We start from the raw sequence: 22,926 nt of genomic DNA on the forward strand, positions 1-22,926 counted from the left end.
GGGATGTCAGAACCGCTCGACTATGATGTCACCAAGGTGATGGCGGTGTTGCCGCATCGCTATCCGATGCTGCTCGTCGATCGCGTCGAGGAACTGGTCAAGGACGAATCCATTCGCGCGGTCAAGGCCGTGACGATGAACGAAGGGTTTTTCCAGGGCCATTTCCCCGGACGTCCGATCATGCCGGGCGTGATGATTGTCGAAGCATTGGCCCAGGCGGCCGGTGTGCTGGCAATGGAAAGCTTTGGACTGGTCGGTTCCGGCAAGCTGGTTTACTTCATGGCGATTGACGGAGCAAAATTCCGGGCACCGGTCGAGCCAGGATGCTTGCTGTCGCTCAACGTCAAGTTTGAGCAAAAAAGGCCCCGGGTTTGCAAATTCTCCGGTCAGGCGATGATTGGCGACAAGCTCGCCGCCGAAGCCGGATTTACGGCGATGATTGCGGACCCGCCAGCCAGCTAATTCCGGCAGAATAGACTTGCACTTTTGAGGCACGGCGGTTAATGCGCCGCTTCTCGAATATTTACGCGCTTAGGGATCTGGTCGGAAACCAGCCCGCTTTGGAGCAGAAAATGAAAAATGACATTCATCCCGACTATCACATGATCAAGGTCCAGATGACCGATGGCACTGTTTTCGAAACCCGGTCTACCTGGGGCAAAGAAGGCGATACGCTGCAATTGGACATTGACCCGACGTCGCACCCGGCATGGACCGGTGGTAACCAGCGTCTGCTGGATGCCGGTGGCCAGGTTGCTCGCTTCAACAAGCGTTTTGGCGGACTGTCGCTCAAGAAAAGCTGATCATTGTGGGGCACGGACTGCGGTCCGGTGTCACCATAATCTCACGTCTCCAACCCAATCCCGCAGAAGCGCGCACTTCTGACGGTAGATGCTGTTGGCCTGATCGGCGCTGATCAATACAAACTGAATGACGGTTTGCGGACGGATTTGTCCGATCAGATGGCGGTCCGCGCGAATGACTTGTCCGATCTCGCGGATAACCGCCAGTGGTCTGGGCATCCGGGCCCAGTAAGATCGGCTGGCCATCGCCGGGGAGCTGTATCGTGCCCGGGAATACCGGTGCGCTCACCATCGCTTGATCCGGGGCCAGCTCTAGTGACTCTCCGGTCAGGCGCGATCCCATGCGGCTGGTGCGCGGGCTGATCCGATAGGAGAGACGCGTGAATGCCCGCTGTGATGCCTTTGTCAGCCAGGAGAATTCGGGACCCTGCGTGACCCGCAAGATGACGGATTGGGCCATCCTTGGGCGTATTGGCTCGGGTGTTTCTTTCTCAACCCGCATTGTCCCCCCGTCTCCGGCCAACGGAATCAGATCACCAGTCTGTAGCGACCGTCCTTCAAAGCCGCCAAGCCCGGCATTGATATAAGTGGATTGGCTGTTCCAGAGCAGCGGGACCGCCCAATCCTGGCTGCATGCGAGATAGGACCGACACCCTTTTGACGCCGGAAGAACGGTTATTTCGTCACCGGCATTGACCAAGGCTGTCCGGTGCAACGGTCGATTCTCGCCATTGACCAGCAGCGCGCTGGCGGCGCCAGTCAAGGCAATTGCACATCGCGCGTTCACCCGAAACCGGGCATCATCCAGGGTGATTTCCAGCGCCGCCGCGTCCGGGGCTTTTCCGACCAATATATTGGCAAGCGCAAGCGACAGGCAATCCGCCGCACCGGCGGATGGCATACCGAAATGGCGATAGCCGGTGAACGGCGCGCCCTGAATTGTTGTTTGCAATCCTGCTTTTTCAACCGCGATAGTCATGGATTCTGGCGCTGCATTCGGGCGTCAAATTCAGCAGCAGAGATCGGCTGGAACCTAAGATGCTGCCCAGGCCTAAGCAAGGCCGGGGGCTGCGCCTCGGGATCGAACAGGGTCAGCGGCGTGCGTCCGATAATCGGCCACCCTCCGGGGCTATCGAAGGAATAAATGCTGCTTTGATCGCCGATAATCCCGATCGAGCCTGCAGCCACATGCTGGCGTGGGGTCGCCAGCCGGCCAATATCAGCAACCGTGCCGTCGCAGCCCAGATAGGCAAAGCCGGGCATGAACCCGAGCAGCGCGACATGAAAGCGGAGGCTGGAATGCCACGTGGCGATATCCGCCACCGGGATGCCGACTTTCTCGGCAATATAGGCAGTGTCTCTGGCATGCGGTGCGTCGTAGCAAACAGGAATGGTGATCGGTGGCGGGGTGGCAGCAGAACCGGCACGGGCGTCAGCGATATGGTTTCGCAACCGTTTGATGGCTTCATCCGGCGTAAACCGGTCTGGATCGAACTGGACCGCTATCGTGCTCAACCCGGCCACAATCTCGAGCCAGCAATCCTCTGCTGCCAGATGCTCCCGCAAGCCAGCACCGGTTACGCTGCCCGGCAACGGACCGCTGATCCAATCGTCACACACGGTCCATGCCGTTTCCCGGACCGTCATGGCAGTGGCGCAGCGATGGCAAATCCTTCGCGTTCCAGTTGATTGCGCAGGATTTTGGCGGTCTCCAGTGCTCCCGGACTATCCGAATGCAGGCAGAGTGTATCTGCCGTGATCACCAGCGCTTCATCGCCACTGGTCGCAACCGGTTGTCGCCGGGCGAGCCGCAGGGCTTGCGCGACGCGTTCTGTATCCTCAGTCAGAACCGCGCCAGCAACCGCGCGGGGAACCAGTCGCCCAGCGGGATTGTAGCGCCGATCGATGAAGGCTTCGGCCAGGAACCGGAGCCCTTGGTCCTGGGCGGCATGATCCACGGCACTGTCGGCCATGCCGACAATTGCCAGCCCATAGGCCTGGGCCAAATCCACCAGCAGAGCCGCCAATTCTGGGTCATCCTGAGCGTCGTTGTAGAGGGCTCCATGTGGCTTCAAATGGCGCAAAGCAACGCCCGTTTCGCCTGCAATTATGACAATCTGGTCAAGCTGTTCGGTGATACTGGAGCGCAGCGATCCAAGGTCGATATCCATGCTGACCCGACCGAAATTCGGACGATCAGGATAGGAGGGATGCGCTCCGGTAGCGACATTCCGGTCACCCGCTGCGCTGAGCATCCTGCGCATGACATCCGGGGTGCCAGCGTGACCGCCGCAAGCAATATTGCAGCTGGAAACCAGATCCATCAGCGCGATGTCATGGGCCATGCCGGAATCGGTTTCGGTTTCGCCGAGATCGGCGTTGAGATCAATCGCGCGGGTCATGGCCAATAGCCCAGGGCCCGGGCGATCAGCCGGATACCCAGCAAGCTGGTGATGGCCAGGACCAGAAATCCCGCGATATTGCCCTTCAGGCCGGTGACCTGGTCCCCCAGAATAGACCGGTCATTGGCCAGCTTGATCAGGAAGAAAGCGATGATCGGCAGCAACAGGCCATTGGCGATCTGGGCTACGAAGATGATCTCGATCGGTTTATAGTTCAGCAGCGCGCCGAAGGTTCCCGACAGGATCACGACCAGAACCCCGATGGTGAAGGGCAGTCGGGATGGCTTGTCTGCATCAGAATTTGCAGGCTTTCCAAAGATTTCCTGCAGAATATAGCCGGTTGCCAGTGGGGCGGTGATCGCGGAGGTCAGACCGGCGGCAAACAGGCCGGCTCCCAGCGTGGTGCTGGCAAAAGCGCCAAATAGCGGATCAAGCTGTCGGGCCATATCCATGGCATTGGCGATCTCTGCATCCTGTCCGAACAGGCTGCCGGCGGCGGTTGCCAGCACCGCGATCGAGACCAGGCCGCCCAGTCCAATCGATACAGCGCCGTCCATCTGCGCGGCCTCAAGGTCGCTCGGTGCGCTCCACCGCTCGCGAACACTCGCGGCATGGAGGAACAGGTTATACGGGACAATGGTGGTGCCGATCAACGCGATCGCGGTCAACAGACCGGCATCCGGTATCGTTGGAATCAGGCCGCGGGCGAGCGAACCGACATCGGGCCGAATGACTATCGCGGTGATCAGGAAGGCCAGACTCATGAACAGCACCATCGCGATCAATATGCGCTCGACCAGACGCGGCTTGGACAGCAGGATCAGCGCGCCAGCCAGCAGCGCAATGGCGCAAACCAAAAGCGGCCTGGACCCGGTCATGTCCGGGCTAATCGCCTGCAAGCCCAGCAAGGCGCCCGATATATTGCCGGCCTCATAGGCGGCGTTGCCAATGGCCAGGGCGGCGATGAGCAACAGCGCTGCGACGGATTTGAGCCATGGCGAAGCGATCGACCGCATCATTGCTTCGGCCAACCCTAGTCGCGAAACCAGGGCGACCCGAACCGCAAAGGATTGCAGCAAGATCGTTGTCAGCGTTGCAAAGACCAGCGCCCAGATCAGGGCAAAACCAAAATTGGCACCGGCCAATGTGCAGGCGGTCACCGTTCCCGGTCCGACAAAAGCTGCCGAGACCATCATGCCCGGTCCGGGGCGATATTTAAGAATATTCATGGACTGTCCTGCACTTAGTCGGAGTGACCGCCATCTTTGGACGCCCAGGCCCAGGGGCGTTCGCGGAACCATTTGGTGATGACATATTTGGTTCCTTTGCGCACTTTCATGCCATGATGAAGGGTCGAATTGTTGACGCTACCATCCGGATGCTGGTTGTTCCAGCACAACAGACTGCCGGTGGTCGGCAGGAATTTCTTGTTGAGTTTGACGAACCGCGTCGCACCACCGGCTTCGGGCGCATTCAGATAAATCATGAAAGTCCAGGTGCGTTGCCCGGACATCGTGCAGAATTTCTCAAAATCCTGTCCGGCGGGATCGAAGAAATCGGTATGCGCCTTGAATTCCTGACCCTCGGCATAGCGTTGCCCTTGCAGGGGTTCCCCAAATTGGGGGTCAATATCCGCGAAATCACAGATCCGGGCATCAATCTCGGCGACAAACGGGTCGCGATGATCAAGATCGCAGGTTTCGCTCGTTCTGAAATAGTCGTCGCCATTGGGGTCGGCAATGGTCGAGGGGCGGCGTTTGACATCGATCCGCTCGATCAGTTGCGTGCAGTCATCCGGGGAAAGGAAATTCTTGACCATGCACAGTTCGATTGCCTTGCTCGGAAACCGCTGCACCTGTCCCAAGGCGACAAGATAGTCTGCACTCGTTCCGTTTCGACTGGTCACGCTGCCATTCCTTACCTTTACTCCCCGGATACCAGCTTAAATAAATTCACCGGAGCCGCAACCGCTCTTTGCGGTGGACCGGAAAGCGGATATAGCAATCACCGTGACCGTTCGTTCCTCCTTCCTGTCCGCCCGCCCACAGAACCGGGGCTTCACTCTGGTTGAGATGATGGTCGCCCTGTTCGTCTTCGCCTTGCTGTCGGTCGCTGGTGTCGTGCTGCTGCGGGGGGCGGTCACCAGTAACGATGTGACCGATGCCAAGCTCAGCGACATGGCGAAGATGCAGCGTCTGATCTCGCTGGTTGAGGCCGATCTGAACCAGGCTTTGCCGCGGCCACACCGCAATGAAGCCGGCGATCGGGTTGCCGCTTTCAGAGAGGATGTTGAAGGCAATGCCAATATCTTTCTGTCCTTTACCCGAGGCGGGCAAAGCAATATCAACAATAAGGCGCGGTCAAATTTGCAGCGGGTCTCTTACGCGCTCGAAGAAGGCCGACTCGAACGCAGCTATCACGAGATGACCGATGGCGGGGCGGTCAGTGATCCTGCAGTCCTGCTCGAAAACGTGACCGAGCTCGACGTCCGCTTTCGCGACAAACGCGGGCAGTGGCTCAGCGCCTGGCAGACCGAAAGACTAAGCGACTTGCCGCGCGCGGTGGAGATTGTCTTCACCCAGAATGATCGGGCCTATCGCCATGTCTTTCTGGTTGGCACGGGCTATTTATGAGCGAAGTAAAGCCTGTCCGGCAAAGCGAGCGCGGTGCGGCTCTGTTGACGGTGCTGCTGCTGGTCGCCGTCATCGCGGTGCTCGCAGCCCATGGCATTGACCGTCTGGCCGGCGCCACCAAGCTGGCGTCCAATGCGCGCGAGTTGAGCCAGGCCAAGGCTTATCTGATCGCCGCTGAGTCAATCGGCATGCAATCTGCCGAACAAATTGTCAGCATCTCTCCGGGACGGACGCTTAATCTGGGGGGCTGGAATGGCCGGGAGCGCCAGTTCCCGGTGCCCGGTGGCACCATAGCCGCGACGCTGACGGACGGCGGCAACTGTTTCAACATCAACAGCCTGGTGACCCAGCAGGATGCGCAGCTGACGGCGCGCCCGGAAGGCGTGGCCCAATTCACCCGATTGATGCAGGCGCTCGACATTCCGGATGGCAATGCCTTTGAGATCGCGGCGGCGGTGACCGACTGGATCGACAGCGATTCGGTTCCGGCACCGCAGGGCGCTGAAGATATCTATTATGCGCAACTGGAACGCCCGTATCGCACGGCGAATGCAACGCTCGTCGACATCAGCGAATTGCGGGCGATCAAGGGCGTGAATGACGGCTTTTACAGCCGCCTGGCACCCTGGCTCTGTGCGCTGCCGACCACCGATCTGTCACCGATCAACATCAACACCCTGCGCCCGGAACAGGCGGTGCTGCTGGCGATGCTTGCATCGGACAACCCGGATATTGGCAGCGCAAGGCAGTTTCTCGGTCGCCGCCCGGAGCTCGGTTATGCCAGTCTCAACGACTTCTGGGCACAGCCTTATCCAGCGCGTCTGGCCGCTCCGGAAGCGGTGCAGCAACAGGTCAAGCTGACCACCCGCTGGTTTCGCCTCGACCTGTCCGTCGAGATGCAAAGCGCGCTGGTCGAAGAACGGGCGCTGGTCGATGCCGCGCGTCAGCCCTCGCGCCTTGTCCACCGGCAAAGGGGCGATGCGCTGTAACGCATTTTTCCTGTCGAGAAGATGTGCTAAATACTTGACGGCTGCCCCCCGGCATCCCTATGCAGCCGGGCGCAGCGGCAGTCGATTGGGATTGTGGCTCTGTGGCGATCGTAGCTCAGTTGGTTAGAGCGCCGGTTTGTGGTACCGGAGGTCGGGGGTTCGAGACCCCTCGGTCGCCCCATTTGGAAAATCACTTTTTGTCCTATTCTCAATAGCCTGTTAGATCTCTCACGATCTTGGGGTGACAAACGAGTTTTGTAATATTATTACGCCCTAACCAAATTATATTGCCCAGCAGGGAGGGGTGAAACCAATGTCAGTGATGTGGGATCTGCCGGATTTTGATGGCCATGAAGCGGTTCATTTTTTTCACGATGTGGAAACCGGTCTGAGCGCGATCATCGCGCTCCACTCGACTCATCTCGGGCCCGGCGCCGGCGGCACGCGCTTCTGGCATTATGAAAACCGCGAAACCGCCGTAACCGACGCGTTGCGGCTGTCCCGCGGGATGAGCTTCAAAAACGCGATGGCGGGTCTGCCGCTAGGTGGCGGCAAAGCGGTCATCCTTGCGGATCACAACCGCACCAAAACCGATGATATGCTGGCCGCTTTCGGGCGAATGATCGATTCGCTCGGCGGCCGTTATGTCACCGCTGAAGATGTCGGCATCAGCACGGCAGACATGGTCGCGGTCGCGCAGCAAACCCCTTATGTTTCCGGTCTGCCAGTCAGCGATCACAGCAATGCCGGCGGTGATCCGGGGCCGTTTACAGCGATGGGCGTCTATCTCGGCGTCAAGGCGGCGGTGGCGCACAAGCTCGGCAAGACCGACATGGACGGCGTACATGTCGCCATTCAGGGCGTTGGCAGCGTCGGCGGCGGCCTTGCGCGCCTGCTGGCCAAAGATGGCGCGAAGCTGAGCATTGCCGATATCAACAAGGATCATGCCGCCGCGCTCGCAACCGAGATCGGCGCCTCGGTTGTCGGCCTGGATGAAATCATGCGTCTCGAAGCCGATGTGTTCAGCCCCAATGCTTTGGGAGCGATATTGGACAAGGTTTCGATTGCGCATCTCAATGTTCCGATCGTCGCGGGCGGCGCGAATAACCAGCTTGCCACGCCGGAAGATGGTCAGCGCATTTTCGACCGCAATATCCTGTTTGCGCCCGATTATGTGATCAATTCCGGCGGCATTATCAGCGTCGGCCTGGAATATCTCGGCGACAGCGATGTCGACGAGGTCAATCACCGGGTGGCCCAGATTCCCGAACGCCTGACCGAAATCTGGGACCAGAGCGGCGCGCGCCAATTGCCGTCTGCGGTGGTCGCGGACAATATGGCCCGGGCGCTGATCGGCCGCTAGCACCGGATGTGAATGCGGATGACCGTTAGCTTGAAAGGCCACAATATAGCTATTGCTGAATTGCGTGATATTCACAAAATAAGACTGATTTATCAATGGGTAAGCGGCAAAATGGCGTAAGCGAGTGTGACCTTTCGCGATTGTCGGAAAATCGCGCGTGATCATTTGCCCGATATTCAGCCTATCCGATATTTAGATTGTCAAAGAGCCAGCCCGAACTTAGCCGCGTCCCGTGGGTGTAGGAAAGACCGTTTGTCGGCGCGCTGGCCTGAAGCGGCCGGGCGGCTCCTATCGGCTGTCATTTGACCGCTCGCCTATCGCGCATGGATTTTGTGCGCTAGGCTGTTCTTTTGCTATTTTCGATGATTCTGCAGGAGAGTGAAATGTCCGTCGTAACCACTGAAAAACATGACAATATATTGGTGATCGTTTCGAACAATCCGCCGGTCAACGCGCTCGGCGCTGCGGTTCGCAAAGGATTGGCCGACGGCATAGCAGCGGCCTTGTCCGACGACGCGATCGAGGCGGTGGTGATCCGCTGTGACGGGCGCACTTTTTTCGCCGGGGCGGACATTACCGAATTTGGCAAGCCGATGCAGGAACCCAATCTCGGGCAGGCAATCGACCAGCTTGAAGCCAGCAACAAACCGGTGGTCGCGGCGATCCATGGCACGGCGCTGGGCGGGGGCTGTGAAGTGGCTCTGGCTTGTCACTATCGGGTCGCCGTGCCATCGGCCAAAATGGGTTTGCCCGAAGTGAAACTGGGCCTGATCCCCGGTGCGGCCGGAACCCAGCGTTTGCCGCGTGTGGTCGGCGCAGAGGCGGCGCTGCCCATGGTGGTGATCGGCAATCCAATCTCGACGAAAAAGGCACAGGCGATCGGTCTGGTCGACAAGATTGTCGGGGAAGACAGTCTCGCCGCGGATGCGATCGCCTTTGCACGCGCACAGATTGGCAAGCCAGTGCCACGGTCCTCGGAAGGCACCGCCAATGAAGATGGTATCCGGAACCCGGCGCTATTTGGTGAATTCCGCCAGAAAAACGGCCGCAAGATCCGCGGTTTCAACGCCCCGGAAGCGGGCATTCAAGCGGTGAAGGCGGCCGGCGAGCTGTCCTATGCCGACGGTGTCCAGCAAGAACGCGAGCTGTTTACGAAGCTGATGATGGGCACGCAATCCGCTGCGATGCGCCACTATTTCTTCGCCGAACGGGCGGCCAACAAGATTGATGGCATTGATCCCAAGATCGACCTCATTCCGATCCAGAAAGTCGGCATATTGGGCGCGGGCACGATGGGCGGCGGTATTGGCATGAATTTTCTGTCGGCCGGTATTCCCGTCACCATCGTTGAACTCAAGGAAGAGGCGCTGGATCGCGGTGTCGGGGTGATCCGCAAAAATTACGAGAACACGGCAAAACGCGGACGGATGACCGACGCGCAGGTGGACGCGGCGATGAAACTGCTGACACCCAGCCTGTCTTACGATGATCTCGCCGATTGTGATCTGGTTATCGAGGCGGTGTTCGAGAATATGGCTGTCAAAAAGGAGGTTTTCACCAAGCTGGACGGCATTGTGAAGCAGGGCGCGATCCTCGCCAGCAATACCAGCTATCTCAACATTGATGAGATAGCGGCGGTGACCAAGCGGCCGGAACATGTCCTCGGCCTGCATTTTTTCTCGCCAGCGAATATCATGAAATTGCTTGAGATCGTCCGCGGAGAAAAGACCGCTGACGATGTCCTGATGACCGCCATGAAACTGTCGAAAAAGATCGGCAAGGTAGCGGCCGTATCCGGCGTTTGCCCCGGCTTTATCGGCAACCGGATGCTCAGCCCGCGGCAGGAACAGGCGAATATCATGATCATGGAAGGCGCCAATTACTGGGATGTCGACGACGTCCTGCTCGACTTCGGTTTCCCGATGGGGCCGTTTCAGATGTCGGATCTCGCCGGAGTCGATATCGGCTGGCATCGCGATCCCGAGCGCATCGAAACCTTGCGCGACGCGCTGTGCGCCGCTGGTCGCTGGGGCCAGAAAGTCGGCAAGGGCTTTTACGATTATAACGAGGCCCGGCAACGCACACCGGCGGACGAGGTCAAACAGATTATTGCCGAGTTCGCGGCCAAAGCGGGCAAGGAACAGCGCGCAATTTCGAAAGACGAAATTCGCGAGCGGCTGCTTTATCCAATGGTCAATGAAGGCGCGAAAATCCTGGAAGAGGGGATGGCGCAGCGCGCGAGTGACATCGATGTGGTCTGGATCAACGGCTATGGCTGGCCGCTTTACACCGGTGGCCCGATGTTCTGGGCCGACACGGTCGGGCTCGACAAGGTCGTTGCCGGCTTAGAAAAACATGGCCTGCCGGTCGCCGATCTGCTGGCCAAAAAAGCCGCTGAAGGTGGGACGTTTAACGGATAGGGTCGCGTCTATCGATCAGGAGAGAATATTTGTCAGCTGAAGCCAAAGATCCACTGGAACAGTGGACACCGCCCGCTGGATGGCCCGTCCGATCACGCAAAGCGGTCAATGACTTGCTCTGCGCGCCGGGCCAGCCTTTTGAAATGGAAATGGTCGATATTGATGGCGTCCCGACCCGTGTCTGGAAAAATGCCCATCCGACGCTCGCAGCGATGGCGGAGCATGCGCGCGGCCATGGCGACAGCGAATTTCTGATATTTCAGGATGAACGCGTGACCTATGCGCAATGGTATCGCGCGGTGGCGGCGCTTGCGGTGGAGCTTCAGAATATCGGCCTGTCCAAGGGCGACCGGGTGGCGCTGGCGATGCGCAACTTGCCGGAATGGCCGGTCATCTTCTTTGCGGCGGCTTCGATCGGCGCGATTGTGGTTCCGCTCAACGCCTGGTGGACCGATCAGGAACTGGTCTTCGGCCTCGCCAATTCCGGGACCAGCGTGTTGCTTTGCGATGCCGAGCGATGGGACCGGATTGCGCCCCATCAGACGGAACTGCCGGATCTGAACCATGTCCTGGTCGCTCGCGGTCAGGGTGCCTTGGCCGAACCGGCCCGGGCTCTCGAAGACATTATCGGGCGACCCAATGATTATGGCGCGCTGCCGGATCAGGACTTGCCGGCTGTGGATCTCGCACCCGATGACCCGGCGACGATCTTCTATACCAGCGGCACAACCGGTCAGCCCAAGGGCGCGCTTGGGTCGCACCGTAATCTGACGACCAATGCGGTTTCAGTCGGCTATTCCGGCGCTGCAGCGGCCTTGCGGCGGGGCGACATAGTGCCGGAACCCACCACCAGAGTGAGCTTGACGGTGGTGCCGATGTTCCACTGCACGGCCTGTTCCGCGATCATGATGCCGACCGTGCATGGCGGGCATAAAATGGTCTTCCTGCACAAGTGGGACACGGTTCAGGCGATGGAAATTATCGAGCGCGAAAAGGTCAATGCCACGGGCGGCGTGCCGTTCATTGCCTGGCAGCTGATCGAGCATCCGGATCGCGACAAATATGACCTGAGCTCGATTGATGCGATCAGCTATGGCGGGGCGCCATCGGCGCCGGAGTTGGCGCGGAAAATCTACGATGTTTTCGGTGCCTTGCCTGGCAATGGCTGGGGCATGACCGAAACCATGGCCACGGTGACGTCGCATAGCGCCGAGGATTATCTTAATCGCCCGACCAGCTGCGGCCCACCCGTGGCTGCTGCGGATCTGAAAGTCATGAGCGAAGATGCCAGCGCGGAAATGCCAACCGGAGAGGTCGGTGAATTATGGGCGCGCGGGCCGATGGTGGTCAAAGGCTATTGGAACCGGCCCGAGGCAACCGCGGAAACTTTTGTCGACGGCTGGGTGCGGACCGGCGATCTGGCGCGGCTGGATGACGAGGGTTTCTGTCATATTGTCGACCGGGCGAAAGACATGATCATCCGCGGCGGAGAGAATATCTATTCATCGGAGGTAGAGAACGTCCTCTATAACCATCCGGCGGTGATGGATGCTGCGCTCATCGGCATTGATCACAAGACATTGGGGGAAGAACCGGCAGCCGTGGTGCATCTGGTCCAGGGGCAATCCGCCAGCGAGGCAGAGCTGCAGGAATGGGTGCGCGCCCGGCTGGCCAATTTCAAGGTGCCGGTGAAAGTGCTGTTCAGCACCGATAGCCTGCCGCGCAACGCCAATGGCAAGATTCTCAAACGCGAACTGAAGGCTTTATTCTGACGCTTTGTCGGCTTTCGGCGTCAAACGGATCAGGCCTTCCTGCACTGCGGATGCCACCAATGTGCCATCCGCAGTGTAGAGCGAACCGCGATTGAGGCCGCGCGTGCCGCCGGTCCAGTCGCTGTCCATCACATAGCAGATCCATTGATCCATTCTGAAATCGTCATGGAACCACATGGCGTGATCAAGGCTGGTCGAGAATAGTCCCGGTGTGGTCCAGTGCAGGCCGTGCGGGATCATCGACGTCGAGAGCAGCCCCATATCCGATGCAAAGGCGAGGGTGGCACGGTGGATCAGCGGATCGTCGGGCAGCGGGGCCACGGTCTTGAACCATTGATATTGACGGGCTGGCTCACTTTTGCCCTGCGGACGAAAGCTGCGCACATCAAACGGCCGCGGCATGCTCATCCGCTCGATATGCTTGTCCGCTATTTGCGGGTTACGGGCAATCAGTTCCATCGCGCTCGGGCATTGGTCGGGGGGCAGAACATCCGGCATCGGCACCTGATGATGCAGGCCCTCTGCGGGCTTCTGGAAGGAGGCCGTCAGGTTGAATATGACCTTGTCATTCTGTCGCACCACAACCCGGCGATTGGAAATACTGCGGCCGTCAAAATCGCGGTGCACCCGAAAATGGAGCGGTTTGGTCTCATCGCCAGCGCGGAGAAAATAGGAATGCAGCGAATGGATGCTTTTCTCGTCATCCACCGTGTGATCCGCTGCGACAATCGCCTGGGCTATCACCTGTCCGCCGAAAATCCGTTCGCGCGCGGTTTTGGTCAGCGCCGGATAGAGAAACTCGTCGTCAGAATCGGCGGTGAGCTTGAACGTGCGGAGCAACCCGCCGATCAGCTTTTCCGCCGAAACCGAAGAGCGATGGGCCAAAGCCTCTGACAGGCGGCGCGCGATATGGTCGTCCGAAAGCGGGTCCAAAACAGTCTCTATCCTTCGCTATGCGTGATGTTTCGAATGTCCGAACGGTTCAGGAATAGATCTCGAACAGTCCCGCACCGCCCTGGCCGCCGCCGATGCACATTGTGACAACGCCCCATTTGGCCCCGCGCCGCCGGCCTTCCTGCAACAGATGTCCGGCACAGCGCGCGCCGGTCATACCGAACGGATGGCCAATCGCGATCGAGCCGCCATTGACGTTATATTTGTCCGGATCAATGCCGAGCCGGTCACGGCTATAGAGACACTGGCTGGCAAAGGCTTCGTTCAGTTCCCAGATGTCGATATCATCAACCGTGAGGCCCTGGCGCTCGAGCAGCTTGGGCACGGCAAACACCGGTCCGATACCCATTTCGTCGGGCTCGCAGCCGGCCACCGCCCAGGATACAAACCGGCCGAGCGGTTCCAGCCCGCGCCGTTCCGCTTCCTTCGCTTCCATCAACAGCAGCGCAGCGGCGCCATCGGACAACTGGCTGGCATTGCCGGCGGTGATATATTTGCCTTCGCCCATGACCGGTTGCAATTTGGCGAGCCCTTCCAGGGTCGTGGTCGGCCGATTGCACTCGTCCCGATCAACTGTGTAATCGACGATGCTCTCTTCCTTGGTTTCCTTGTCGACGACTTTCATCTTGGTCTGCATCGGCGCGATTTCGTCGGCGAACAGCCCGGCTTCCTGCGCCTTGGCCATGCGCTGTTGCGATTGCAGCGCATATTCGTCCTGATAGTCGCGGCTGACATTGTAACGCTCGGCGACAATATCGGCGGTGTCAATCATCGGCATGAAAATGGCAGGAGCAATTTTCAAAATCTCTTCGTCGATACTGCCTTCCGGCGCCCGGGGCCCCTGCATCGAGATGCTCTCGACTCCGCCGGCGACAACACAATCGGCGCCATCGCCGCGGATATGATTGGCCGCCATCGCAATGGCCTGCATCCCTGACGAACAGAACCGGTTGATCGTCGCGCCTGCCGTGGTCTTCGGGAGACCGGCAAGCAGCGCGGCGTTGCGCCCGATATTGGGCGCGCCATGCGCGACATTGCCCATCAGGCTGTCATCGACAAAGTCACTGTCGACCCCGGACTTGACCACGGCATGTTTGATGGCATGCGCCGCCATGGTCATCGGCGGGGTGATGTTAAAACCGCCGCGTCCGGCTTTGGCGAGCCCTGTACGAGCATAGGAAACGATGACAGCCTCGCGCATAATAATATCTCCATTGATGGTCACAGCAGGACGCGTGACGGGATTTCGAAAAAAACTATCGAATAATGGCATTAGCTTAGAACAATAGGTGGAATGATGACAATGTCTGATTTGCGATGGTCGCGGGCCGGGGAATCGAGTTTGGTTCAATCTGCAAGCCCCATTGGCGTTCCCTTACACGCCATAACTCGGACGCTTGTATTGATCCGGCGCGGTGCAAGAAATGCGCGTGGCGCCGGGCTTGGCGCATCCGAGCGGCTTGCTTTACTCGCTGTCGATAATGTGCAAGATTCAAATCAAAAGGGGAAAGCCAATGATAAAGCGCAAAAATATCCTGACCCTCTTAAGCGGCACCCTGGTTGGAATCGCGCTTTTGCCATGGGCCGCGACCGCCACTTTGATCGATCCGCGGACCGCGGATGAGGATATTGTGGTGACCGGCACGAAAACCACCAAGGCCGAGATAGCCAGCTTTATCAAGGCGACAATGGCCACCCCCAAAGGCGGACGGCATGACGGGCAATATGCGCGGTTTACGCGGGCGGTCTGCCCGTCGGTTATCGGCCTGTCAGACGGAGAATCGACAGCAGATTGAGCAGCGCATGCGCGGTGTGGCGCTCGCGGCCGATATGCGGGTCGCAGCGGCAGGCTGCAAACCGAATGTTTTCGTTATGGTGGTGGCGGACGGCGACGCCGCGATCAAGATGTTGCGCAAGAAACGGTCCCGCATTTTTGGAACCGTTCCGCTCTACCAGCGCGAACAATTGGCCGCGAGCGGTGGACCGGCTTATGCCTGGAAACGGATTCAGACCAGTTCGGCGGAAACCGGCTACGGTCATAATTCGGATGATGCCACCATTCTTCCCAGCGATGACGTTGACAAAACCCAAGCGCCGACAATGGTTTCACAGGTCAAATCGCGGATCAAGCGGAGCACGGAAGAAGCCATGACCCATGCGTTTCTGTTGCTGGAAAAAGATGCGCTGGTGGATCTGACCACCGTGCAAATTGCGGACTATGCTGCGATGCGCTCCTATATTGATACGCCCAATAGAGCGTCGTCCGCACCGCCGGTTTATTCGATTCTGTCTTTGTTTGATCCACAGCAGGATGATGGCAAGGCGCCCGCTGCAGTGAGCGAGATGGATTTGTTGTTGCTCAGTTCGCTCTATAACAGCCCGGCAGATGTTTCTGCCGCGATGCAAAGCGCGGCCATGGCGCACCGGGTCGAAGAGGAATTACGGTCCCGACCCGAAGAATGAGGGTGTTTCGCGCGGATGCGCGCGGCTGATTGATCAATGACCCTGTTCCATTGCCGCACAATCAGGAAAAGTCCGAAAAACACTTGTCGGGTCGCTGGACTTCTGCCATCAAAATCGCGATTGATGCTGGTCGCACAGTAGCCCGAGGCAATGACCGTTTTTTAAATGCACGCTTACGCTAATCCCACACGCTTTCTGGCGCTCGCCCGCCCATTGACGCACTGGTTTCTGATCACCGGTCTGTTGCTGATCGCCGGCGGGTCGCTTTATGGCCTGTTTTACGCACCGGCGGATCGGCTAATGGGCGACAGCGTGCGGATTCTCTATATTCACGTGCCGACCGTCTGGCTGGCCATGGGTGGCTGGACAGCCATTGCGATTGCCAGCATCGTGCAGATTGCCTGGCGCCACCCGCTGGCTGCGGTCGCGGCGCGTGCGGTGGCAGTGCCGGGGGCTTTGTTTACCGCGCTGGGGTTAATCACCGGATCAATCTGGGCGCGACCCACCTGGGGCACCTGGTGGGTATGGGACGGCCGGGTGACCTCGGTGCTGGTGCTTTTCTTTCTCTATCTCGCCTATATCGCGCTTGCCAATGCGAGCGGTGAAAAAGGCGGCGTGTCGCGGGTGACCGCAATTTTCGGGATTGTCGGTGCGATCAATATTCCGATCATCAACCGCTCGGTGGTCTGGTGGAACAGTCTCCACCAGAAAGCCAGTATCACGGTTGGCGGGTCTTCGATTGATGGTGCGTTTCTATGGCCTTTGTCGGTAAATGTTATTGGATTTAGCCTGATATTTGGCGCAATCGTGCTGATGCGGATGCGCGGTATCTTGGCGGAGACAAAAGTGGAAGCGCGATTGAAGAGGATGGCAGCAGAATGAATCACTGGCCTTTCGTCATTGCCTCTTATGTCATAGTGCTGCTGGGCACAGCGGCTGTTATTGTCGGCAGCTATGTCGCGATGCGCAAGTCCGAGGCGCGCGCGGATCATCTGAAGCGCGCCAGAAAGTGAGAAAGACAGGCCGATGAAAGCGAAGCATCAACGACTGACCTTGGCGGTACTGGCGCTGGTTGCGCTAGTCGGCGCCGGCCTGCTGGCCGCGTTCGCGCTGCAGGATCAGGCGAGCTATTTTTATACACCGTCGGATATTGTCGAGAAAAAACCCGCCGCCGGAACCGCCATTCGTCTTGGCGGCATGGTCGAGGAAGGGTCCATTCAGCGCACCGCAGACGGGATCACGGTCAATTTCATCGTCCAGGATGGCACGGCAAGACAGGCGGTATCCTATACCGGAATCACACCAGACCTTTTTGTCGAAGGTTCGGGCGTTGTAGCGGATGGCAAGATGCTGGCAGACGGGACCTTTGTTGCCGAAACCCTGCTCGCCAAACATGATGAAAATTACGTCCCGCGAGAACTGGAAGGCATTGATATGACCGCTGCGAAGCCCATGGCGGAGACTCTGGTCGAATGATTGCAGAAGCCGGTTTGATCGCGCTTTGGCTGGCCGCAGGGCTGGCACTGTTGCAATTTGCGCTCGGCGTGATCGGCGTGCGCGCCGGACGCGAGGAATTTTATGCCGCCATTCGTCCGGTGGCGATGGCCCAGGGCCTGCTGGTGACGATCTCGTTTCTGCTACTGATCTGGCTGTTCCTGCGGTCGGACATGTCGGTCGATCTGGTCGTCAAGAACAGCGCTTCGGTAAAGCCGCTTCTCTACAAATTTGCCGGCACCTGGGGCAATCATGAAGGCTCGATGCTGCTCTGGGTGACCGTGATGGGTCTCGCGGGCGCGTGTATCGCGCTGTTCGAGCGGAGCCTGAAAGTGACGACGCTGGTCACCACGCTGGCCGCACAAGCCTTTATCAGCCTAGGCTTCTATGCCTTCTTGCTGGTTTCTTCCAATCCCTTCGCGCGGTCCAATCCGGTACCGCCGGACGGGCAAGGGCTTAACCCCTTGCTCCAGGATCCCGGGCTCGCCTTTCATCCGCCGACGCTTTATTTCGGCTATGTCGGTCTGTCGGTTGCCTTTTCCTTTGCGGTTGGCGCGATGATCACCCGCGATGTCAGCCCGGCCTTTGCGCGCGCGATGCGACCGTGGGTACTGGGCGCGTGGATTTTCCTGACGCTCGGCATCACCGCCGGCAGCTACTGGGCCTATTATGAACTGGGCTGGGGCGGCTGGTGGTTCTGGGATCCGGTTGAAAATGCGTCGCTGATGCCCTGGCTGGCGGCCACCGCTTTGCTCCATTCGGTCACGGTTCTGGCGACCCGTGACGGCTTGCGCGCCTGGACCCTGATGCTTGCTGTGGTCGCCTTCTCGATGTCGATGATCGGGACGTTCCTGGTGCGATCCGGCATATTGACAAGCGTCCATGCCTTTGCCGTCGATCCGGAGCGCGGCAGCTTCATCCTGGCGTTGCTCGCCATCTATATTGGCGGCGCCATGGCGCTGTTTGCCTTGCGCGTCGGCACTGTAAAAGAAGGATCCCGCTTCGAGCTGGTCAGCCGCGAAGGCGCTCTGGTGGCCAATAATCTGCTGCTGTCGGCGATTCTCGGCATTGTTTTTGTCGGCACGCTTTATCCGCTGGTGGTCGAAGCGATTACCGATGAGAAGCTGTCCGTCGGCCCACCCTATTTCAACCTTGCGTCCGGTCCGCTGGCGCTGCTTCTGGTCGCGGTGATGGCGGCCGGTCCGCTGCTGCGCTGGCGCAAGGACAATGCCGGAACCCTGCTCAACCGGATGGCGGTTCCGATCATGATTTCCGCTGGCGCGCTGTTCCTGCTGGTGCTGCTGACGACGACAATGTCGATCCTGTCCTTGCTCGGCATGGCGCTGGCAGCCGGAATCGCTGTCGCCAGTTTCGCGCCGCTGTGGAAACGCAATTTGCGCCGAACCCCGCTTCACACCTATGGCATGGTCCTCGCCCATTTTGGCATTGCTGTGGCGCTCGTCGGCATGGCGTCGGAAAGCAGCTTCACGCAGGAAAAACTGGTCGCGGCCACGCCCGGCGACGAAATTTTCGTCGATGACTGGACGTTGAAATTCGAGGCGATTGAACCGCTGGCAGGCCCCAATTGGACCGCGCTGGAAGCCCGTATCACCGCGCGCTATGCCGACGGCACGGTCACCGAGATTGCGCCGCAAAACCGGATGTTTGCATCGGCCCAGACCCAGACCAGCGAAGCGGCGCTGCTGACTCGCTGGAATGGTCAGCTTTATGTGGTGCTTGGCGATGGCGATGCGGATGGGCGCTGGCAGATCCGGACCTGGTGGAAACCCTTTGTCACGCTGATCTGGTATGGCGGCATATTGGTGGCGCTGGGCGGGCTGTTGGCGGTTATCGGCCGTCTGCGCCGGCGGATCTTGCAGCGGCGCCAGCGGGAATATGCGGAGCTGGCAATATGAATCGCTGGCTGCTCTGGTTGCCATTGGCGCTGTTCGCGCTGTTTTTCGGCGCGGTGGCCATTGGCCTGATGATGCCCAAGGACAATGTGATTGAATCGAAAATGGTTGGCAAACCGATGCCGCAATTCAGCTTGCCCGCGGCGATCGAACAACGCCCTGGTCTGGCGACAGCCGATCTGGTTGATGGTAAACCGAAATTGCTCAATATTTTTGCCAGCTGGTGCCTGCCATGTATCGCCGAAGCACCGCAATTGCTGGCGCTACAGGAGGCGGGGGTGGAAATCCACGCGATTGCCAGCCGCGATCGGCCGGAAGATATTGCGAATTTTCTCAACCGCTGGGGCAATCCCTATAGCCGCATCGGGTCGGACACGACCAGCGCGGTGCAGCTGGAGCTGGGATCATCGGGCGTGCCGGAAACCTTCGTGATCGATGGCAAGGGGATTATCGTACATCAGCATATTGGTGATATCCGCGAGGAAAATGTTCCCGAGCTGCTCCAGATTTTGCGAGATGCCGGATGAGATTGCTGATCGCCTTCCTGTCCCTGTTCGTTGCCGCACCATTGATGGCCCAAACCGGATTGCCGCCGGCGCCCTATGCCGATCAGCAACTGGCCGATCCCAAGAAAGAAGCCGCGGCCCGCGATCTGATGGAAGAATTGCGCTGTCTGAAATGTCAGAGCCAGTCGATCGCCGACAGCAACGCGCCGATGGCCGGGGATATGCGCAGCCAGGTGCGGGAACGGATCGCGGCGGGGGAAACCCCTGATCAGGTGCGCAACTGGCTTGTCGAACGCTATGGCAACTGGGTGACCTATGACCCGCCGGTTACGGCGGTGACCTGGCCCTTGTGGCTGGCGCCGATTTTTCTGTTCATCGTTGCGCTGTGGCTGGCGCGCGGGCGGTTTCGCCGGAAAAAGGACGATAGCTAATGGGTTGGTTGATTCTTCTGGCATTTCTGCTCGTGCTGTTTGGCGGCCTGATGTGGTTCGGCAAATTGCCGCGCAGCGCTTATGAGCTGACCGGCGCGGCGTTGTTGCTCGGTGTCGCGGGCTATGCCTGGCAAGGCCATCCCGGCATGGCGGGCGTATCGGTGGAACCGGCTGAAAAACCGAACAGCTTTGATGATAGCACGATCAAGTCGCGCGGTGATCTCAGCGAACGGTTCGGAACCGCTCGCGAGTGGCTGGTCTTCTCGGACTCGCTCAACCGCAATGGCAAGCATGGCGCGGCGGCCAATTATCTCCGCAACGGGGTCAAGGAGCATCCCGAAGATCCCGATCTGTGGGTCGGTCTGGGCAATGCGCTGGTCGTCCATGCGGATGGCGTCATCACACCGGCGGCGCAATTTGCTTTCCAGCGTGCGGCCGATATTTCTCCGGAACATCCCGGACCGCCATTTTTTCTCGGCATGGCTTATGCCCAATCCGGCAAAATCGATCAGGCGCGGGCGATCTGGACGGAACTGCTGGAACGCAGCGCGGAAGATGCGCCCTGGCGCGCCGATCTCGAGTCGCGATTGGCGGCGATGGAAAAGATGCAGCCCGCATTACCGGCCGCGGCAGCAAGTCCGGCGGAGCAGTAAAAGCGCGCTTTTTCATATGGTTGCTATGAGGGTCGGGCCGCTATGTTGCGCCCCACCAAGCCCCATGCTAAGCGCCCGCGCTTGTCGAGCGGTGCAGCAAAGCGCATAGGTTGACTGCAACCAATAAGGGGATCGCAACAGCGACAATCCAATGTCGGAATCGCAAACGCCAATGAAGCGGAAACGCAACCGCGTTATCCAACCCCATGGGTCGCGCCAGGAAGGCAGTGCGGTTGCGAAACTGGCGGCCGGGGCGATTGGTATTGTCTTTGGCGATATCGGTACCAGTCCGCTTTATGCATTTCGCGAAACCTTTGTCGGTGCGCATCCGCTGGCGCTCGACCAGATTCACGTTCTCGGGGTTGTCAGCCTGATCTTCTGGTCGATGACCCTGGTGGTGGCCATACAATATGTCACGATCCTGATGCGCGCCGATAACAAGGGGCAGGGCGGCAGTCTCGCGCTGGTGGCGTTGCTGATGGGGGCGCTGAAAAAGTCGAAATTCGGCTGGGTTGCGATTCTGTTGGGCGTGTTTGCAACATCGCTTTTCTATGGCGACAGCATGATCACACCGGCGATTTCGGTCCTTTCCGCGGTGGAAGGGCTGATCGTCGTGGAGGCCGGGCTGGCGCCATTGGTTCTCCCGATTTCGGTAGGATTGCTGGTGTTCCTGTTCATGATCCAATCGCGTGGGACGGCCAAGATCGGGGCGCTATTTGCGCCGATCATGATGGTCTATTTCAGCGTGATTGCGGTGCTCGGCCTGATCCAGATCGTCGCGCATCCGCAGATATTGCTGGCGCTCAACCCCTGGTATGCCATCCAGTTTTTCATCACCGATGGCTTCAAGGCGTTTCTGGCCCTCGGCTCGGTGGTGCTCGCGGTGACCGGGTCGGCCGCGCTATTTGCCGATATGGGGCATTTCGGCAAGAAACCGATGCGCATCGCTTGGTTCGGTTTTGTCATGCCCGCCTTGCTGTGCAACTATTTCGGGCAGGGGGCGATGATCCTGTCGCTGGACAGCGCGGGGGCCAGCGAGGCGATCAAGAGCCCGTTCTTCCTGCTTGCCCCCGAATTTCTGCGGCTGCCGCTGGTTATTCTGGCCACTATGGCGACATTCATTGCCAGCCAGGCGGTGATCTCCGGCGCCTTCTCTGTCACCCATCAGGCGATCCAGCTCGGCTTTATCCCGCGCCTGTCGATCAAGCATACCAGTGCCTCCGAAGCCGGGCAGATCTACATTCCGGTGGTCAACTGGACCATCATGATCGCGGTCATATTGCTGGTCCTGACGTTCCAGACGTCCAGCAACCTCGCCTCGGCTTATGGTATCGCGGTGACCGGTGCGATGGTGATCGACACTTGTTTGCTGGCGATCGTGGTGCTGACATTGTGGAAATGGAAATGGTGGTATGCCGCGCCGCTGCTGGCCATTTTCTTCATCGTCGACGGCGCCTATTTCGCGGCCAATCTGACCAAAGTCCCGCAGGGCGGCTGGTTCCCGCTGGTGGTCGGCGCCTTTGCATTCCTGTTGCTCACAACATGGGCCAAGGGGCGCAAGATCATGCGGGCCAATATGGCGGAAGCGGCCATGCCGATCGAGATTTTTACCAAATCGGCCGCCAACAGCGCAACGCGCGTCCCGGGCACGGCGATTTTCATGGCCTCCGCTTCGGTCGGTGTGCCATCGGCCTTGCTCCACAATATCAAGCATAACAAGGTGATCCATGAACGCGTGGTGATCCTCACCGTGAATATTGAAGACGTGCCCAGTGTGCCCCTGTCGGACCGGGTCGAAGTGACCGATCTGGGCGATGGCTTTTACCGGCTGATTCTGCATTTTGGCTTCATGCAGGAAACCGATGTTCCGGCGGCGCTGAAAAAGGTCAAGGAGTGCGGCATGGATTTCGAAATGATGAAAACCAGCTTCTTCCTGTCCCGGCAAACATTGTTGCCGTCCGAAAAGCCCCAGATGATGATCTGGCGGGAGAAAATTTTCTCCTGGATGCTGCGCAATGCCGCCACCGCGATGGAGTTTTTCAAGCTTCCAAGCAACCGCGTGGTCGAACTGGGCAGCCAGATGGAGATCTAGGCTCGGTTTTCTCAAGCAGATCAGAAATTTGTCCCGAA

Annotated in this window: 24 protein-coding genes and 1 tRNA gene; 18 read left to right on the forward strand and 7 right to left on the reverse strand. The window is 59.1% G+C overall.

The window, feature by feature from the left end:
* Positions 1-3: 3 nt before the first annotated feature.
* Together fabZ and rpmE are read left to right on the forward strand one after the other, a co-directional pair.
* Entirely contained in the window at positions 4-462 is a 459-nt protein-coding gene (gene fabZ / locus ACZ1GS_RS06825) for a 3-hydroxyacyl-ACP dehydratase FabZ (RefSeq protein WP_472697723.1), read from the forward strand.
* A gap of 110 nt (positions 463-572) precedes the next feature.
* Positions 573-803, forward strand: coding sequence for a 50S ribosomal protein L31 (gene rpmE / locus ACZ1GS_RS06830; protein ID WP_472697724.1), 231 nt, complete (start codon positions 573-575; stop codon positions 801-803).
* On the opposite strand, the gene ACZ1GS_RS06835 is transcribed toward rpmE, so the two are convergent.
* Genes ACZ1GS_RS06835 through ACZ1GS_RS06855 form a run of 5 tightly spaced genes read right to left on the reverse strand, consistent with a single transcriptional unit; the run spans position 790 to position 5,111 of the window.
* The gene (locus tag ACZ1GS_RS06835; protein ID WP_472697725.1) at positions 790-1,782 is read right to left on the reverse strand and encodes a 5-oxoprolinase subunit C family protein; all 993 of its coding nucleotides are present in this window, start codon (positions 1,780-1,782) and stop codon (positions 790-792) included. The genes rpmE and ACZ1GS_RS06835 overlap by 14 nt on opposite strands.
* Complete coding sequence (locus ACZ1GS_RS06840; protein ID WP_472697726.1) at positions 1,779-2,423, reverse strand: 5-oxoprolinase subunit B family protein; 645 nt, start codon at positions 2,421-2,423, stop codon at positions 1,779-1,781. Before ACZ1GS_RS06840 ends, ACZ1GS_RS06835 begins: the two co-directional genes overlap by 4 nt.
* A 23-nt stretch (positions 2,424-2,446) precedes the next feature.
* Positions 2,447-3,205 (reverse strand): 5-oxoprolinase subunit PxpA, encoded by a 759-nt coding sequence (pxpA, locus tag ACZ1GS_RS06845; RefSeq protein WP_472697727.1) that lies wholly within the window; start codon positions 3,203-3,205, stop codon positions 2,447-2,449.
* Positions 3,202-4,434 (reverse strand): Nramp family divalent metal transporter, encoded by a 1,233-nt coding sequence (locus ACZ1GS_RS06850; protein WP_472697728.1) that lies wholly within the window; start codon positions 4,432-4,434, stop codon positions 3,202-3,204. Before ACZ1GS_RS06850 ends, pxpA begins: the two co-directional genes overlap by 4 nt.
* A gap of 14 nt (positions 4,435-4,448) precedes the next feature.
* Positions 4,449-5,111: a prolyl hydroxylase family protein gene (locus tag ACZ1GS_RS06855; RefSeq protein WP_472697729.1), complete on the reverse strand. Its 663-nt coding sequence runs from the start codon at positions 5,109-5,111 to the stop codon at positions 4,449-4,451.
* A gap of 103 nt (positions 5,112-5,214) precedes the next feature.
* Here ACZ1GS_RS06855 and gspJ point away from each other — a divergent pair, with 103 nt between their 5' ends.
* From gspJ to ACZ1GS_RS06885, 6 genes are all read left to right on the forward strand, one after another.
* Entirely contained in the window at positions 5,215-5,838 is a 624-nt protein-coding gene (gspJ, locus tag ACZ1GS_RS06860) for a type II secretion system minor pseudopilin GspJ (protein WP_472697730.1), read from the forward strand.
* Positions 5,835-6,827 carry a type II secretion system minor pseudopilin GspK gene (gspK, locus tag ACZ1GS_RS06865; protein ID WP_472697731.1) on the forward strand — a complete coding sequence of 331 codons (993 nt, stop codon included), beginning with the start codon at positions 5,835-5,837 and terminating at the stop codon, positions 6,825-6,827. Before gspJ ends, gspK begins: the two co-directional genes overlap by 4 nt.
* A 104-nt stretch (positions 6,828-6,931) precedes the next feature.
* Positions 6,932-7,008 (forward strand) — tRNA-His (locus tag ACZ1GS_RS06870).
* Between the two features lie 132 nt (positions 7,009-7,140).
* Complete coding sequence (locus ACZ1GS_RS06875; RefSeq protein ID WP_472697732.1) at positions 7,141-8,190, forward strand: Glu/Leu/Phe/Val family dehydrogenase; 1,050 nt, start codon at positions 7,141-7,143, stop codon at positions 8,188-8,190.
* Positions 8,191-8,573: 383 nt separating this feature from the next.
* Entirely contained in the window at positions 8,574-10,610 is a 2,037-nt protein-coding gene (locus ACZ1GS_RS06880; RefSeq protein WP_472697733.1) for a 3-hydroxyacyl-CoA dehydrogenase NAD-binding domain-containing protein, read from the forward strand.
* 29 nt (positions 10,611-10,639) lie between these two features.
* Complete coding sequence (locus ACZ1GS_RS06885) at positions 10,640-12,382, forward strand: class I adenylate-forming enzyme family protein (RefSeq protein ID WP_472697734.1); 1,743 nt, start codon at positions 10,640-10,642, stop codon at positions 12,380-12,382.
* On the opposite strand, the gene ACZ1GS_RS06890 is transcribed toward ACZ1GS_RS06885, so the two are convergent.
* Complete coding sequence (locus ACZ1GS_RS06890) at positions 12,374-13,315, reverse strand: acyl-CoA thioesterase (protein WP_472697735.1); 942 nt, start codon at positions 13,313-13,315, stop codon at positions 12,374-12,376. The two genes, ACZ1GS_RS06885 and ACZ1GS_RS06890, sit on opposite strands and share 9 nt — an antisense overlap.
* 49 nt (positions 13,316-13,364) lie before the next feature.
* Entirely contained in the window at positions 13,365-14,537 is a 1,173-nt protein-coding gene (locus tag ACZ1GS_RS06895; RefSeq protein WP_472697736.1) for a thiolase family protein, read from the reverse strand.
* Positions 14,538-14,850: 313 nt separating this feature from the next.
* Between ACZ1GS_RS06895 and ACZ1GS_RS06900 the strand changes: the two genes are divergently transcribed.
* The 10 genes from ACZ1GS_RS06900 (at position 14,851) to ACZ1GS_RS06945 (ending at position 22,888) form a co-directional block, all read left to right on the forward strand.
* Positions 14,851-15,132, forward strand: a complete 282-nt coding sequence (locus ACZ1GS_RS06900; protein ID WP_472697737.1) for a hypothetical protein — start codon at positions 14,851-14,853, stop codon at positions 15,130-15,132.
* A gap of 7 nt (positions 15,133-15,139) precedes the next feature.
* Positions 15,140-15,799, forward strand: a complete 660-nt coding sequence (locus tag ACZ1GS_RS06905; protein ID WP_472697738.1) for a hypothetical protein — start codon at positions 15,140-15,142, stop codon at positions 15,797-15,799.
* Positions 15,800-15,964: 165 nt separating this feature from the next.
* Complete coding sequence (gene ccmC / locus ACZ1GS_RS06910) at positions 15,965-16,681, forward strand: heme ABC transporter permease CcmC (protein ID WP_472697739.1); 717 nt, start codon at positions 15,965-15,967, stop codon at positions 16,679-16,681.
* Positions 16,678-16,812: a hypothetical protein gene (locus tag ACZ1GS_RS06915; RefSeq protein ID WP_472697740.1), complete on the forward strand. Its 135-nt coding sequence runs from the start codon at positions 16,678-16,680 to the stop codon at positions 16,810-16,812. Before ccmC ends, ACZ1GS_RS06915 begins: the two co-directional genes overlap by 4 nt.
* 13 nt (positions 16,813-16,825) lie before the next feature.
* On the forward strand, positions 16,826-17,275 hold the full coding sequence (gene ccmE / locus ACZ1GS_RS06920; RefSeq protein ID WP_472697741.1) for a cytochrome c maturation protein CcmE: 450 nt from the start codon (positions 16,826-16,828) through the stop codon (positions 17,273-17,275).
* The gene (locus tag ACZ1GS_RS06925; protein ID WP_472697742.1) at positions 17,272-19,209 is read left to right on the forward strand and encodes a heme lyase CcmF/NrfE family subunit; all 1,938 of its coding nucleotides are present in this window, start codon (positions 17,272-17,274) and stop codon (positions 19,207-19,209) included. The genes ccmE and ACZ1GS_RS06925 overlap by 4 nt, the downstream gene beginning before the upstream one ends.
* On the forward strand, positions 19,206-19,733 hold the full coding sequence (locus ACZ1GS_RS06930) for a DsbE family thiol:disulfide interchange protein (protein ID WP_472697743.1): 528 nt from the start codon (positions 19,206-19,208) through the stop codon (positions 19,731-19,733). Before ACZ1GS_RS06925 ends, ACZ1GS_RS06930 begins: the two co-directional genes overlap by 4 nt.
* Positions 19,730-20,143, forward strand: coding sequence for a cytochrome c-type biogenesis protein (locus tag ACZ1GS_RS06935; protein WP_472697744.1), 414 nt, complete (start codon positions 19,730-19,732; stop codon positions 20,141-20,143). Before ACZ1GS_RS06930 ends, ACZ1GS_RS06935 begins: the two co-directional genes overlap by 4 nt.
* A complete protein-coding gene (locus tag ACZ1GS_RS06940) occupies positions 20,143-20,796 on the forward strand; it encodes a tetratricopeptide repeat protein (RefSeq protein WP_472697745.1) in 654 nt (217 codons plus the stop codon). Before ACZ1GS_RS06935 ends, ACZ1GS_RS06940 begins: the two co-directional genes overlap by 1 nt.
* A 172-nt stretch (positions 20,797-20,968) precedes the next feature.
* Positions 20,969-22,888 (forward strand): potassium transporter Kup, encoded by a 1,920-nt coding sequence (locus ACZ1GS_RS06945; protein WP_472697746.1) that lies wholly within the window; start codon positions 20,969-20,971, stop codon positions 22,886-22,888.
* The last annotated feature ends 38 nt before the right edge of the window (positions 22,889-22,926 follow it).

The sequence above is a fragment of the Parasphingorhabdus sp. W113 genome, assembly GCF_055693205.1.